Genomic DNA, 13,932 nt, shown 5'->3' with positions numbered 1-13,932 from the left:
TCGGCGGGTGCATCGTGGCGCGGTATGATGGGCGGGTGTGGGCCGAAGGTAAGGTGAACGAGGGGCGACGCTCTATTTTACCTTTTCGGTACGGGAGGACTCTCATGTCTGAAGCGCACGCCGGGCTCGAAATCCAAAATGGAGCGATGTCCCCGGCGGTATTGTGTCGGCGGATTGTAGCCTTCTGCCACCTGGTTTTCGAACCGCCTCGTATGAGTGAGGCGAGGAGAATCCTGTTGCTTGGAGTTGTTGCGCTCGTGCTTGTGGGATGCGGTCAGAGCGAGGAGGACAAAACGGCCGAACCCAAGTTCACGCAGCAGGCGCCGGCGGCGGCCGGCAAGGAATATGCTTTCGCCATCCATCCCCTGCACAATCCGGTACGCATGTTCGAAATCTATGGCCCGTTGATCGATTATCTCAATCGCAACATTCAGGGCGCCTCGTTCCGGTTGGAAGCCTCGCGCAATTACGAGGCCTTCGAGAAAAAGCTGTACGCACGGGAGCTTGAGTTCGCTCTCCCCAATCCATACCAGACGCTGATTTCGCTGAGCCACGGCTACCACGTCATCGCCAAGATGGGGGACGACTACAAGTTCACCGGCGTCGTTCTTGTCAGGCGCGACAGTGGCATCAAGAACCTGTCAGACCTCAAGGGCAAGAAGGTGTCGTATCCCGCCGGCACTGCGCTCGCCGCCGCCATGATGCCGCAATACTATTTCCAGTCCCACGGCCTGGACGTGAACCGCGACATTGAGAACATTTATGTCGGTTCGCAGGAATCATCCATCATGAACGTGTATCTCGGCAATGTCGCCGCCGGTGTGACCTGGCCGTTGCCGTGGGAGGCGTTTCAGAAAGAACACCCTGACAAGGCAAGCGAGCTGGAACTCAAATGGGAAACCGAACCGCTCATCAACAACGGGGTCGTGGCCAGGGATGATCTCCCCGAACAACTCGTGAAGCGCGTAGCGCAACTGCTCGACACCTTGCACACCAGTGAGGAAGGGAAGAAGATCCTGGCGCGCATGCCGTTATCCCGCTTCGAACTTGCGGATGACCGGCGCTACCGCGTGATCGACGATTTTCTGAAAAAATTCAGCCAGACCGTGCGTCCGCTCGATAACCAATAGCGAGAGAGCAAATGGGTCCTTCGGAAATTGCATCGCGAAGGTCGTTCAGGCGGCAGATCATTCTGACTTTCGTGGTCGGCTTCTTTTTCCTGATTTCGGCCTTTTCGATCTATTTGGTGGAGTCCGAAAGGACCCAGCGTCATCTCAACAGCATCAATGAAACGACAGGCTTGGCGCAGTCACTTGCGGCCAACTCCGTTCCCTGGGTGCTGGCAAACGACGTGGAGGGCTTGGAGGAAGTCGTTCTTTCCTTGCAGAGGTATCCGGAGTTTCGTTATGCCATGGTCATTTCTCCCTCGGGCCGTGTGCTGGCGCACAGCGACCTGGCGAAGGTGGGGCAGTTCCTCTCCGACGAGAAGAGCCTGGCTCTCCTCGAGGCGCCACCCGAGAACCGGGTCATGAGAGACGACGCGTCCGTAGCCGAGGTCGCCGTGCCCGTCAGTGTCGGTCAAAGGCATGTCGGCTGGGCAAGGATCGGGCTGGGGCGAGAGAAAAATTCCGGCGAGCTGCGACGCTTGACGTTGGGAAGTGCGCTCTTCGTGCTGCTCGCCACGATCTCAGCGTTGCTCGCAGCCCTCCTTATCGCGAACCGGCTTGGGCATCGGATCGGATTGCTGGTGAGGGTGGCTGAGGAAGTGCAGGCCGGGAATTACGCGACGCGAGCGAATATTCCGGGTAGCGAGGACGAAATCACCAGGCTGGCTTCCAGCTTGAATCACATGCTGGATGCGCTGGCGAGGAATGAAGGGAGCCTACGGGCGGCCGCGCGCTATACCCGCAGTCTGATCGAGGCGAGCCTCGATCCATTGGTGACCATCAACCCGGATGGCAAGATCACCGACGTGAACGAAGCCACGATCCGGGCCACCGGGGTCGCGCGCGAAGTGTTGGTTGGAAGCGATTTCTCCAATTACTTCACCGAGCCGGATAAGGCACGCGCCGGCTACCGGGAAGTCTACGCGAAGGGTTTCGTGACCGAGTATCCCCTGGCGATTCGTCACGTCTCTGGCGCTGCAATCGACGTTCTCTATAATGCGAGCCTTTACCGCGACGAGAGGGGCGACGTGGCCGGAGTCTTTGCCGCGGCGCGCGACATCACGGAGCGCAAGCGGAGCGAGGAGCGGAACGCGCAGCTCGCGGCGATCGTGGAGTCCAGCGACGATGCGATCTTCGGCAAGACGCTGGAGGGCGTCATCACCAGCTGGAACAAGGGCGCAGAGCTGATTTACGGCTACACCGCGCAGGAAGTGGTCGGCAGGTCGGTCTCGGTCCTGATGCCGCCCGGGCGCAGGCAGGAGATGTCAAGCAATCTCGCCTTGATCCGGGAAGGACGCCATATCGTGCATTTCGAGACACCGCGGCGCAGGAAAGACGGGAAGGAAATTTACGTGTCGCTGACGATGTCTCCGGTGAAGGATGACGCGGGGCACATCATCGGCGCATCGGCGATCGAGCGCGACGTCACCGAGCTGAAGCAGGCGGGGGACGCGCTGCGGCAACGAGAGGCGGACCTGCGTGTGGCCTCGCTCTACACCCGCAGTCTGATCGAGGCTAGCCTCGATCCGCTTATGACGATCGACCCGGACGGGAGGATCACCGACGTGAATGAAGCGACGATCCTGGCTACCGGGATCGCGCGCGAGGCGCTCATCGGGAGTGATGTCTCCGCCTATTTCACCGAGCCGGACAAGGCGCGCGCCGGATACCAGGAGGTCTACGCGAAGGGGTTCGTGACCGATTATCCGCTCGCGATTCGTCACGTCTCGGGCAATGTGACCGACGTTCTCTTTAATGCGAGCGTCTACCGCGACGAGAAAGGAAACGTGGCCGGCGTCTTCGCCGCGGCGCGCAACGTCACCGCGCTGAGGCGGACGGAAAGGGAATTGCGCAAAGAGCGCGAACATCTCGAAGAACTGGTCGCGATGCGCACGGCGGAACTGACCACGGCGAACGGTGATCTCGAAGCGACCAACGGGGAGCTGGAGGCATTTGCCTATTCGGTCTCGCACGACCTCAGAGTGCCGCTCCGGGCGATCGACGGGTTCTCCCGCATCCTGCTGGAGGATTATTCCGGCAAGCTCGACGCCGAGGGCCAGCGGGTGCTGAACGTCGTGCGCGACAACGCGATCAAGATGGCCCGGCTGATCGACGACATCCTTGCGTTTTCGCGGGCAGGCCGCAGCGAGATCGCGCCGGCGCGGATCGATATGGATGAGGCGGTCCGCGCCGTGATCGAGGAATTGGCGCCGGCCGTCGCGGGGCGCAAACTGACCTTCGACATCAAGCCGCTGGCGCCGGCGCAAGGCGACGCCGCCATGATTAGGCGGGTTTGGACCAATCTGATCGATAACGCCGTCAAGTTCACCGCGCCCAAGCCCGACGCCGTCATCGAGATCGGGTCGACCGCCGGCAAGGACGAAACTACCTACTACGTCAAGGACAACGGCGCGGGCTTCGACATGCAATACGCCACAAAACTGTTCGGCGTGTTCCAGCGGCTGCATGGTTCCGAATTCGCCGGCACCGGCATCGGGCTCGCTATCGTCAAGCGCATCGTCGTGCGGCATGGCGGGCGGGTGTGGGCCGAAGGCAAGGTGAACGAGGGCGCGACGTTTTACTTTACCCTGCCGGTTCGGGAGGACTCTCATGCCTGAAGCGCACGCCGTGGTCGAAATCTTTCTGGTCGTCGGGGATAAGGCAATCGATGCGGAGCCTTGCATCCGGAGAGACGAGTGAAACAGCCGGAGAACAAGCAAATAATCGCAGTCTTTGTCGGTCATGGACTGGCGATCTTTCTGGCTGTGATATTGATCGCATTCTCCGTTCACGCATTGACGGCACTGCAGCAAATTTCGCGCAACGCGAGCGTCTACCAAGAGGAGAGGGGCAAAGTAGCCGGCGTCTTCGCCGCGGCGCGCGACGTCACCGAGTACGTTTGCAGTGCCATTTCACGCTTGGCCGACCCTAAACGATGGCGGCTATGAGAATTCGAATCACGATTTCACGCGCCATTTTTGCATTTGGCATGCTCACGGTGGTCGGTCTCGTTGTGGTGATCGTCGCGAGCAATTATGCGCTCTCCCAACTCAAGGTCGGCGGCCCTATTTACAACAGGATCGTACTTGGGAACGATCTTGTCTCGGACATTCTGCCTCCGCCAGAATACGTCATCGAGGCCTATCTCGAAGCGACACTAGCCCTCCATGATCCCCCATCGTTCGCGATGCACCGCGATCGGCTGGTTCAGTTGAAGAAGGACTATGATGAGAGACACAGCTTCTGGTCGAATTCCGGCCTTGATCCCGCGATCAAGAAGAAGCTGCTCGAAAAATCGCACCGTGATGTCCAGCGCTTCTGGACCTTGGTTGAACAGTCTTTTTTGCCCGCGCTGGCCACGGCCGATGCCGCTGCGGCGGCCAAATCATATGCGGACATAACGGCGGCCTATACTGCGCATCGCGCAGTGATCGAAGAGATCGTCAAACAGACCAAGGATGATAATGCTGCCACTGAAGCCGAAGCCGCCAGGCGAGTTAGATTTTTCACTTGGGTTCCCTCGGGCATTTTCGCACTCGTCCTTGTTATTGTTGGTGCCGGAATCGCCGGTGTCGTAAAGGGCGTTATCCATCCGATCGTCAAGATGACCGATGTCATGCAGCGCCTCGCCAGTGGAGAATTGGAAAGCGAAATTCCCTCCCTCGGCCGAAAGGACGAGGTCGGCGCGATGGCTGGCGCGGTTCAGGTCTTCAAGGAAAACGCCTTGCGTGTTCGGGCCATTGAAGAGGAACTGCGCAGGGAACATCAACACCTCGAAGAGCTGGTGACACTCCGGACAGCGGATCTGACGAAGGCCAACGCAAGGCTCGAAGCGTCCAACAAGGAGTTGGAGGCATTTTCCTATTCGATCTCGCACGACCTCAGAGTGCCGCTCCGGGCGATCGACGGCTTCTCCCGTCTCCTGCTGGAAGATTATTCCAGCAAGCTCGACGCCGAGGGCCAGCGGGTGCTGAACGTCGTGCGCGACAGCACGCTCAAAATGGCCGAGCTGATCGACGACATCCTTGCGTTTTCGGGGGTCGGCCGCAGTGAGTTGATTTCGGTGCAGATCGACATGGATGGATTGGTCCGCCACCTGCTCAGGGTATTCGAGCCGACGGTCGCGGGGCGCAAGCTGACCTTCGACATCAAGCCGCTGGCGCCGGCGCAGGGCGACGCGGCCATGATCCGGCAGGTCTGGACCAATCTGATCGAGAACGCCATCAAGTTCACCGGACCCAAGCCCGACGCCGTCATCGAGATCGGCTCGACCACTGGCGAAAAGGAAACAATCTACTATGTCAAGGACAATGGCGTGGGCTTCGACATGCAATATGCCAGTAAACTGTTCGACGCGTTCCAGCGGCTGCATGGCGCCGAATTCACCGGCGCCGGCATCGGGCTCGCCATCGTCAAGCGCATCGTCGCGCGGCACGATGGGCGGGTGTGGGCCGATGGCAAGGTGAACGAGGGCGCGACGATTTATTTTGCCCTGCCTGTCCAGGAGGACTCTCATGTCTGACGCAAACGCAGTGGTCGAAATTCTTCTGGTCGAGGACAATGCAACCGATGCGGAACTTTGTATCCGCGCGCTCAAGAAGCACAATCTGGCCAACCGGCTTGTATGGGTGAAGGACGGCGCCGAGGCGCTCGACTTCCTGTTCGCCAGGGGCGCCTTCGCCGACCGCGCGGCCTCCGCCGGCCATGCGGCCTCGATCCAGCCGAAGGTCGTCCTGCTCGATCTCAGGCTGCCCAAGGTCGATGGGCTCGAGGTCATCCGCAAGGTCCGGGCCGACGCTGTGTTGAAGGTACTTCCTATCGTCGTTCTGACATCGTCGAAGGAGGATCGCGACGTTGTGGAAGCCTACAAGCTCGGCGCCAACGCCTTCGTCAGCAAACCGGTGGAGTTCGATGAGTTCGCCACCAAGGTCGCGCAGCTCGGCCTCTTTTGGCTGCTTGTCAACAAGCCGCCGCTTTAGATCGGACGCACGCGCATGGATCCGGCACCGGATAGATCTCTCAAGATCCTGATCCTGGAGGACGAGCCGACCGACGCGGAGCTGGTCGAGCGCACGCTGCGCAAGGCCGGCCTCAAAATCGTCGTGGAGCGGACCGCGACCGGGCGAGGCTTTGCCGAGGCGCTAGACAAGTTCAAGCCGGACATCATATTGGCGGATTACAAGTTGCCCGATTTCGATGGGCTTGCAGCGGTCAAGCTCGTTCGAAAGAAGGATCCGGAGCTGCCTGTGATCGCGGTCTCGGGTTTCATTGGCGACCAGGCTGCGGTCGAACTGATCAGGGCAGGCGCCAACGATTACGTGCTCAAGGACCGTCTGGCGCGGTTGCCCTCCGCCGTGCAGCGGGCCATGGCCGAGACGGAAGGGCGGCGCGAACGCAAACGCGCGGAAGAGGCGCTGCGTGAAAGCGAGGTGAAGCTGCGCGAGAGCGAAGCGATGTATCGTTCGCTGGTCGCGGCAATGGCCGAAGGCGTTGTGTTTCAGGCAGCCAGCGGAGACGTCATTGCAACCAACCCGGCCGCCGCGAGAATCCTTGGGGGGCCTTCCGAACGGCGGCTGTTTGGGTTGAAATCGGACACCGTCCCCTGGCCCTGCATTCGTGAAGACGGAACTCCGTTCCCCGCAGAATCTCACCCTTCCATGGTCACCTTGCGCACCGGCCAGCCGCAACAGGATGTGGTGATGGGCCTGTGCCAACCCGACAGGGCGCCGACCTGGATTTCCATCAATTCGCAGCCCTTGCTGTTCGCGGGGGAGACGGCTCCACATGCGGTCGTCACGACTTTTCACGACATCACCGGGCGGAAGCAGGCGGAACGCGCACTTCATCGACTCAACCGGACGCTCAGAACCCTCAGCGCCGCCGACGCAGCAGTCGTGCGCGCAACAACCGAGCAGGAATTGCTCGACGAAATGTGTCGGATCGGCGTGGAATTCGGTGGCTATCGCCTGGCCTGGATCGGTTTTGTCGAACACGACGAGGCCAAGTCGATACGGCCGGTGGCATGGGCTGGCGAGCATCCCGAATTTGTTCAAACGGCGAATATCACCTGGGCGGACACCGAGCGGGGACGGGGCCCGACCGGGACCGCGATCCGGACCGGTGAAGTGCAGATCAACCAGGACGTCGCGACCAATCCGAATATGCTGCCTTGGCGGGCCGACATGCTCAGATACGGTTTCAACGCCTGCATCACACTGCCTCTCAAGAATAAATCGGAAGTGTTCGGCAGCGTCGCATTCTACGCGAGCGAACAGGATGCCTTCGGCCCGGAGGAGGTCGTCCTGCTGAAGGAGCTGGCTGGAGATCTTGCGTTTGGCATTTCAGCGCGGCGCGACCGTGCCGGGCACGAGGCGGCGCTCTCGGTCGTGCAGGAAAACCTGAAATCGACCGTCCAGGCGATCGCCGCCGCAGTCGAAATGCGCGACGTTTACACGGCAGGCCATCAGCGCCGGGTGGCCGATCTCGCGGTCGCAATCGCGCGCGCGATCGGTCTGACAGAGGAGCAGATCGAGGGCGTCTTCCTTGCAGGCCTGATTCACGATGTCGGCAAGATCAATGTGCCGGCCGAGATCCTGAGCAAGCCCGGCAAGTTGACGCCGCTCGAATTCCAGATGGTCCAGACCCACGCGCAAACCGGATATGACATCGTAAAGGGCATCAAATTTCCCTGGCCCGTCGCCCAAGCCATCCTGCAGCATCACGAGCGGCTCGACGGTTCGGGCTACCCGAACCACCTCAAAGGCGAGGACATCCTGATCGAGGCCAAGATCCTGGCGGTCGCCGATGTAGTTGACGCGATGGTGTCGCATCGCCCCTATCGGGCCGGGCTTGGTCTCGATGCGGCTCTGGCCGAGATCGAGGCTGGGAAAAACCGTATTTACGATCCGGCGGCTGTCGACGCCTGCGTTGCCCTCTTCCGCCAGAAGGGCTTCAAGTTCAGTTGATTCAAGTTCGACTGAACTGCACGCTGCAATCGGCATTGGCGGAGGCCGGGACGAACCGTCTCGTTGTTCTCGCGAGGCGGTCGTCGAGGGGCTGGAACCATTGATTCAAATCAAAATCATCAGCTTAGCAGCAAGTATGAGTACAACAAGCTGGATTCCGGTTTGACCGCCGGGTTGCATTGATACTGGGCGGCGTACCGACATCGCCGCCAGAAAGTCCTTTCAATGTTTTTGCGCAACATCCTGCTCGCCATAGGCGGTGTTTTCGTGCTCGTCGGAGTTGGCCTCTTCATCGTGTGGTTCGGCCAGATGAGAAACCGCCCTGTCGCTGTAGTCGAAAAACCGGTCGAAAGCCGACCGGCGGTCCTGGCGGCGGCCCGTACAATCGACCTCGGCACATTATTGCGAAAAGAGGATATTGCCTGGAAGGACGTGGGGCCGGGTGAGGTTCGCCCAGGATATCTCATGCGTGGCCAGATTTCGGAAGCGGAATTCTTGGGCGCGATCAGTCGGCGCAATTTCGCCGAGGGCGAGCCGCTGATCGCGAGCGAGTTCGTCAAGCCCGGCGATCGGCAATTTCTCGCCGCAGTGCTCAAGCCGGGGAACCGTGCCGTATCGATTTTCGTTGATGCGGCACAAAGCGCGGCAGGGATGGTTTTGCCCGGCGATCGTGTGGATGTGATTTTGACGCAAAGCTTCGGCGAACAAGCAACTGATCCCGGGCGCAGGACAGTCAGCGAGACTATGCTGCGCGACGTGCGAGTGATCGCCATCGATCAGTCACTGACTCAGTCGACCAACGTAGCGACTGCGATGAGCGCCGAGGCCCGTATTCCGAAGACGGTCACGCTTGAGCTGCTTGAACGGCAAGCGGAGGCGCTCATGGTTGCCGCGCAGCTGGGTAAGTTTCAGCTTGCGGTTCGGCCTCTCGAGCGCGTAGCCGTCGAGCGACCTGAAGGACAGACGGAGGCCGGGCCGGTCTGGGCGTCGGATGTTTCGCCAGCTCTCAGGGAGATCGGGGCACAGGTACTGCGGAAATGCAATCCGGACGAGTCGCTTTCCGGGAGTTCGCTCGAATGTCTGGTCCGCCGTCCGCCCAACTCGTCTGGCGGCAGCGCGCCCTTTTTGTCCCGGCAAGTCATCGCGCCCGGTAACGTCGAGAGAGGCCCAAAGTGATGGATACGCCCGGACATGATCCCGGCCGGACCCGCGCCCAGGAAGCGGCGCCGGTTGCGACGGTCTTTGTATCCGATCAGGACTCCGAGGGAGTCATCCGTCAATCGCTCAGCGATCTCGGCGTCGACGACGCCGAGTTCAAGAAAGGTACGGTCGAAACCGCAACAGCCTACCTCGCCATGCAGCCGTCGCCGCGTCTTCTCTTTGTGGACCTGAGCGGCGTCGATGACCCGCTCGCACGTATTTATGAGCTTGCGGAACGATGCGAACCGAGCGTCAGCGTCGTGGCGATCGGCGACAGGAACGACATCGTTCTCTACCGCGACCTGAAAAACGCCGGTGTCAGCGAATATTTCTTCAAGCCTTTGATCATTGACGTGGTTAAAGCGATCTGCCGCGGGATTCTGCGTGACGGAGGCGAACATTCGCCGAATCAACGCACCGGCAAGCTCGTCTTCGTGATCGGCGTGCGCGGCGGCGTCGGAGCCACCACGATCGCGGCCAACGCGGCCTGGTATTTGGCCGAGAAAAGGCAACGCTGGGTCATGGTTGTCGATCTCGACCTGCACAACGGCGACGCCGCGCTGCAATTTGATTCGACGCCGGGCCATGCGCTCCGCGAAGCGTTCGAAAAGCCCGAGCGCGTCGACAGGCTCTTTCTCGAACGCGGAACGATACATGTGCGCGAGCGTCTCGATTTGCTGGCGGCTCTTGAACCGCTGAGCGAGAGCACGACGCTGGCCGAAGACGCCGTGCTCTCGCTACTGGGAAAATTGCTGCATCGGTATCGTTTCGTCTTTGTCGACTTGCCGTCGATCGTTGCGTTGGGGCTGGCTCAAGTGCTGCACCAGCCGAGCGTCTGTGTCCTGGTCAGTGATGCCAGTCTGGCGTCGGCGCGAGAACTGTCGCGCTGGCGCGAATGGATCGGGCCCAATTCTGCCGAGCGCAGGACGCTGCATGTTCTCAACATGAACGGGGCCGACGGAGCGCTGCCGGAATCCGAGTTCATTCGTGCGGTTGGCCGGGCCCCCGATATCATCATCCCCTATGATCGGGACATCGCGATGGCCTCAAAATTTGGTGTGAAGGCCACACGGAAATGCGCTGTGCTCAACCGTGGTTTGACGCAGTTGCTCCGCGACTTGACGGGAGAGACTGACGCGCCGACGCGTTCGATATTCAGTCGGGTCTTTGGTTGACATGGGCCAGTTCGGCAGAAAAACCGCCAGCGAGACGCCTGCCGCGGAGCAGGCTCCGACGAACCTGCGGCAAGCCGGGGGGACGGCGGTCGGCGATGCTCTGATGAAGGCCTCGACAACGTCGACGGTCTCCGTGGCGAAGGACTACATCCGCGACCAGATCTTTCTGCGTATCGAGCCATTGGTTGCGGTGCGGATCAGCCAGCAGGACCTGATGGTCTCCGTCAATAAACTGGTGGCCGAGATCGCGAATGAGCGAAAAATTCTCCTGAATCAGGATGAACAGCGCGTTCTCAGCACCAGCATCGTCGACGAAATGGTCGGACTCGGACCGATCGAGCCGCTGCTACGGGATTCGTCGGTAGCCGATATCCTCGTCAACGGACCGCGCATGATCTATGTAGAGCGGCGGGGCAAGCTGGAGCTGACCAAGCTGCAGTTCCGCAGCGATGCGCACGTCCTGCATGTGGCGCAACGCATCGCATCATCGATCGGCAGGCGCATCGATGAATCAAGTCCCATGCTGGACGCAAGATTGGCGGATGGCAGTCGTGTTAACGTGATCATTCCGCCGCTCAGCCTCAGAGGACCTTGTATTTCGATCCGCAAATTTTCCAAGTCCATGATGGATTTCGCAAGCTTTGTCACAGGCGGCACGCTTTCGCCGCAGCTCGCAAGCGCGCTCGAGATCGCCGCGCGTTGTCGTCTGAATATTATCATCTCCGGTGGCACCGGCTCCGGTAAAACGACCCTGCTCAACTCTCTTTCGCGCATGATCGATCCGGGCGAGCGCATCGTCACGATCGAAGATGCCGCCGAACTCCAGCTTCAGCAGGCTCACGTCATTCAACTGGAGACGCGTCCGCCCAATGTCGAAGGGCACGGCGAAATCAGCCAGCGTGATTTGATGCGCAACGCCCTTCGAATGCGGCCGGACCGGATCATCGTGGGGGAGGTTCGTGGAGCAGAGGCGTTCGACATGATGCAGGCGATGAACACGGGGCATAACGGCTCCATGTCGACGGTTCATGCCAACTCCGCGCGCGACGCGTTGGGACGTATCGAGAACATGATCTTGATGGGGACCGGCAACTTGCCGATGCGGGCGATTCGCACCCAGATCGTCAGCGCACTCGACCTTGTGGTGCATACCGAGCGCATGCGCGACGGTGTTCGTCGGGTGACCGAAGTTGCGGAGATTGTCGGGCTGGAAGGAGAGGTCATCACCCTTGGTTCGTTGTTCACCTACAAATACCAGGGCGAAAACCCGGATGGCACCCTCCGCGGAGGTTTCGAACCGACACAGGTCCGACCACAATTTATTCCGCGGCTGGAGTATTTCGGATTAGCCCGTGCGTTCTTGCGGTCGCTTGGCGTTCCGGAGAAAGAAACCGAGGAATAACTCATGTCGTCCGTCATCGGGCTGGCGCTTGTTCTGCTGCTGATCGGCATGGTCGCACTGACGGCGGCGCTGCTGATGAGTCGAAGAACACGCCTGGAGACGGAGAGGCGCGTGAACCTTATCACCGGCGAAAGGGAGACGTCCGGGGGGGGCAGCGCGCTCGGCGAACTGCTGAAGGTCCGAACCAGAAAATTTGATGCGCAGGTGCGCCGCATATTCACGATCGGAATCAAATACACCTGGGCAATGCGGTCCGGCTCGCTCAAGCTCCTGCTGATAGCCGCGCTATCGGCCGGCGGGATGTGGCTCCTGACTCGCCAGCTCCTCGGTTTCTCGCCATTGCTCGCGGTGGCGGTGAGCGCGGCTGCGTCGTTCTTTGCGCCGCGCTTTCTTCTTTCCCGGGAGCAGAAGCAGACCGAACGCAAGTTCGTCGACCTGTTTCCGGACGCGGTCGACACCGTCGCTCGCACGCTCCGGGCCGGCCTGCCGATCACTGCGGCGATGCGGACTGTCGCCGTCGATGGATCGCCACCCGTCAGCACGGTATTCGGCTTGATCGCTGATGACCTGCGAATTGGCGTTCCGCTCGAGGAAACCCTGGAGACAAGCAGCCGGGAAATAGGGCTGCCGGAGTTTCGCTTTTTCACCGTAGCCATGACGCTGCAGTATGTGACCGGAGGCAACCTCACGGCGACGCTGGAAATTCTTTCCGACATCATACGCAAGCGCCGCGCGGCCCGCCTCAAGGCCAAGGCCGCCACCGGCGAAATTCGCATCACCGCTTATACTCTCGGTGCGATACCGATTCTGACCACCGGAGCGTTGCTCGTCGTTCAACCGCGCTATCTCATCCCCTTATGGACGGACCCGCGCGGCCATTTGATTCTCGCGCTGGCTGGCGCTCTGCTTCTGCTATCGTTCCTTACGATGCGGAGGATGATGCGCAGTGTGACCGACGCGTGACGGAAATAGAGGCGAAGCCATGAATGCGTGGCAGCTCTGGAATGCCCTGACTTTCGCCGACTTGATGGGGCTGTTTGGCATAATTGCGCTGGTCGCAGGTGGCACGGTTCTGATTGCTTCCAGCATTCTGGTGCATGCCGACGCGCTGGCGCGGCGCGTCAATCTGGCCCTGCCGCGACCCGCGATGGCAGGGGCTGGAGCGCCGGGAGAGGCGCATCCAACGATCGTGCGGCAGCTTCCTTCGCTCGCGGTCGGCGTCTCGAAGGCGGAGCAGCAGCAGATCATCCGGCTGCTTTCGTACCTCCGTGTGCCGGCCGATCGGGCAGTGTCATATTTTGTCTTCGCCAGGGTTGTTGTGGCCTTGAGCTTTGCCGCATTGGCGTTGGGGGCGGCCATGCGTTTTGCCCTCTTTGCGGCGCACTGGTGGCTGCCGATCATGGCTGCGATCGTGGCCGCGATCCTGGGCTGGATTTCACCGCTCTTCTATATCGATCGCGTCGTGAAGCAGCAGGCCGAGGCCGTCGCGTCAGGGCTGCCTGATGCACTCGAATTGCTGGTGGTCTGCGTCGAGGCCGGTTTGTCTCTCGAGGACGGGCTTCAAAGGGTCGCTCGCGAACTCAGGGAGGCGCAACCGGCGCTCGCCGATGAACTCGTTCTGACCTGGGCTGAAATCAATGTCCTGCCCAGTCGCGCGCAGGCGCTCACCAACTTGGCTGATCGGATCGACGTTCCGAGCGTGCGGTCAGTCGTGAGCATGCTGTCCCAGAGTCTACAATTCGGAACGCCACTTGCCCAATCGCTGCGGGTGGGGGCAGTGGAAATGCGCAATGACCAGATGGCGCTGTTGGAAGAGCGGGCAAGCCGGTTGCCGGCGATGCTAACCATTCCGGTGATGCTGTTCATCATGCCTACGGTCTTTCTGCTCGTTGGTGGACCGGCCGCCCTAAGATTGATCGATATGTTCCGATCTGGATTGCACTGAAGCGGCTGTTGCAATGCAAAGCCGGAGCGTCGGACCATGCTGCCGAGATCGAATCGCCGCTCGATGCGCGACCGCGCTT

Annotated in this window: 11 protein-coding genes and 1 pseudogene; all 12 read left to right on the top strand. The window is 60.7% G+C overall.

Annotated elements, in window-relative coordinates:
- Positions 1-104: 104 nt before the first annotated feature.
- On the top strand, positions 105-1,130 hold the full coding sequence (locus QX034_RS07680; protein ID WP_315727529.1) for a phosphate/phosphite/phosphonate ABC transporter substrate-binding protein: 1,026 nt from the start codon (positions 105-107) through the stop codon (positions 1,128-1,130).
- 71 nt (positions 1,131-1,201) lie between these two features.
- Complete coding sequence (locus tag QX034_RS07675; RefSeq protein ID WP_315750838.1) at positions 1,202-3,784, top strand: PAS domain S-box protein; 2,583 nt, start codon at positions 1,202-1,204, stop codon at positions 3,782-3,784.
- 78 nt (positions 3,785-3,862) lie between these two features.
- Positions 3,863-4,114 carry a hypothetical protein gene (locus QX034_RS07670; RefSeq protein WP_315706461.1) on the top strand — a complete coding sequence of 84 codons (252 nt, stop codon included), beginning with the start codon at positions 3,863-3,865 and terminating at the stop codon, positions 4,112-4,114.
- Positions 4,111-5,688, top strand: coding sequence for a sensor histidine kinase (locus QX034_RS07665; RefSeq protein WP_315807276.1), 1,578 nt, complete (start codon positions 4,111-4,113; stop codon positions 5,686-5,688). The genes QX034_RS07670 and QX034_RS07665 overlap by 4 nt, the downstream gene beginning before the upstream one ends.
- Entirely contained in the window at positions 5,681-6,145 is a 465-nt protein-coding gene (locus QX034_RS07660) for a response regulator (RefSeq protein ID WP_315706459.1), read from the top strand. The genes QX034_RS07665 and QX034_RS07660 overlap by 8 nt, the downstream gene beginning before the upstream one ends.
- 15 nt (positions 6,146-6,160) lie before the next feature.
- Positions 6,161-6,505: pseudogene (locus tag QX034_RS34000) on the top strand (response regulator); the annotation flags it as partial.
- A 27-nt stretch (positions 6,506-6,532) separates the two neighbouring features.
- Positions 6,533-8,131: an HD domain-containing phosphohydrolase gene (locus QX034_RS07655; protein ID WP_315706458.1), complete on the top strand. Its 1,599-nt coding sequence runs from the start codon at positions 6,533-6,535 to the stop codon at positions 8,129-8,131.
- Between the two features lie 225 nt (positions 8,132-8,356).
- Positions 8,357-9,307, top strand: coding sequence for a Flp pilus assembly protein CpaB (cpaB, locus tag QX034_RS07650; protein WP_315743849.1), 951 nt, complete (start codon positions 8,357-8,359; stop codon positions 9,305-9,307).
- Positions 9,307-10,506: a CpaE family protein gene (locus QX034_RS07645; RefSeq protein ID WP_315706456.1), complete on the top strand. Its 1,200-nt coding sequence runs from the start codon at positions 9,307-9,309 to the stop codon at positions 10,504-10,506. The genes cpaB and QX034_RS07645 overlap by 1 nt, the downstream gene beginning before the upstream one ends.
- Position 10,507: 1 nt before the next feature.
- On the top strand, positions 10,508-11,908 hold the full coding sequence (locus QX034_RS07640) for a CpaF family protein (RefSeq protein WP_315706455.1): 1,401 nt from the start codon (positions 10,508-10,510) through the stop codon (positions 11,906-11,908).
- Between the two features lie 3 nt (positions 11,909-11,911).
- Positions 11,912-12,871, top strand: coding sequence for a type II secretion system F family protein (locus QX034_RS07635; RefSeq protein WP_316195153.1), 960 nt, complete (start codon positions 11,912-11,914; stop codon positions 12,869-12,871).
- Between the two features lie 19 nt (positions 12,872-12,890).
- Positions 12,891-13,853 carry a type II secretion system F family protein gene (locus QX034_RS07630; protein ID WP_316195151.1) on the top strand — a complete coding sequence of 321 codons (963 nt, stop codon included), beginning with the start codon at positions 12,891-12,893 and terminating at the stop codon, positions 13,851-13,853.
- The last annotated feature ends 79 nt before the right edge of the window (positions 13,854-13,932 follow it).

It is taken from the genome of Bradyrhizobium sp. SZCCHNR3119 (genome assembly GCF_032487775.1).
Classification (GTDB): Bacteria; Pseudomonadota; Alphaproteobacteria; order Rhizobiales; family Xanthobacteraceae; genus Bradyrhizobium.
The sequence above is the reverse complement of the archived record's forward strand: the minus strand, read 5'-3'. Positions and strand labels throughout refer to the sequence as shown.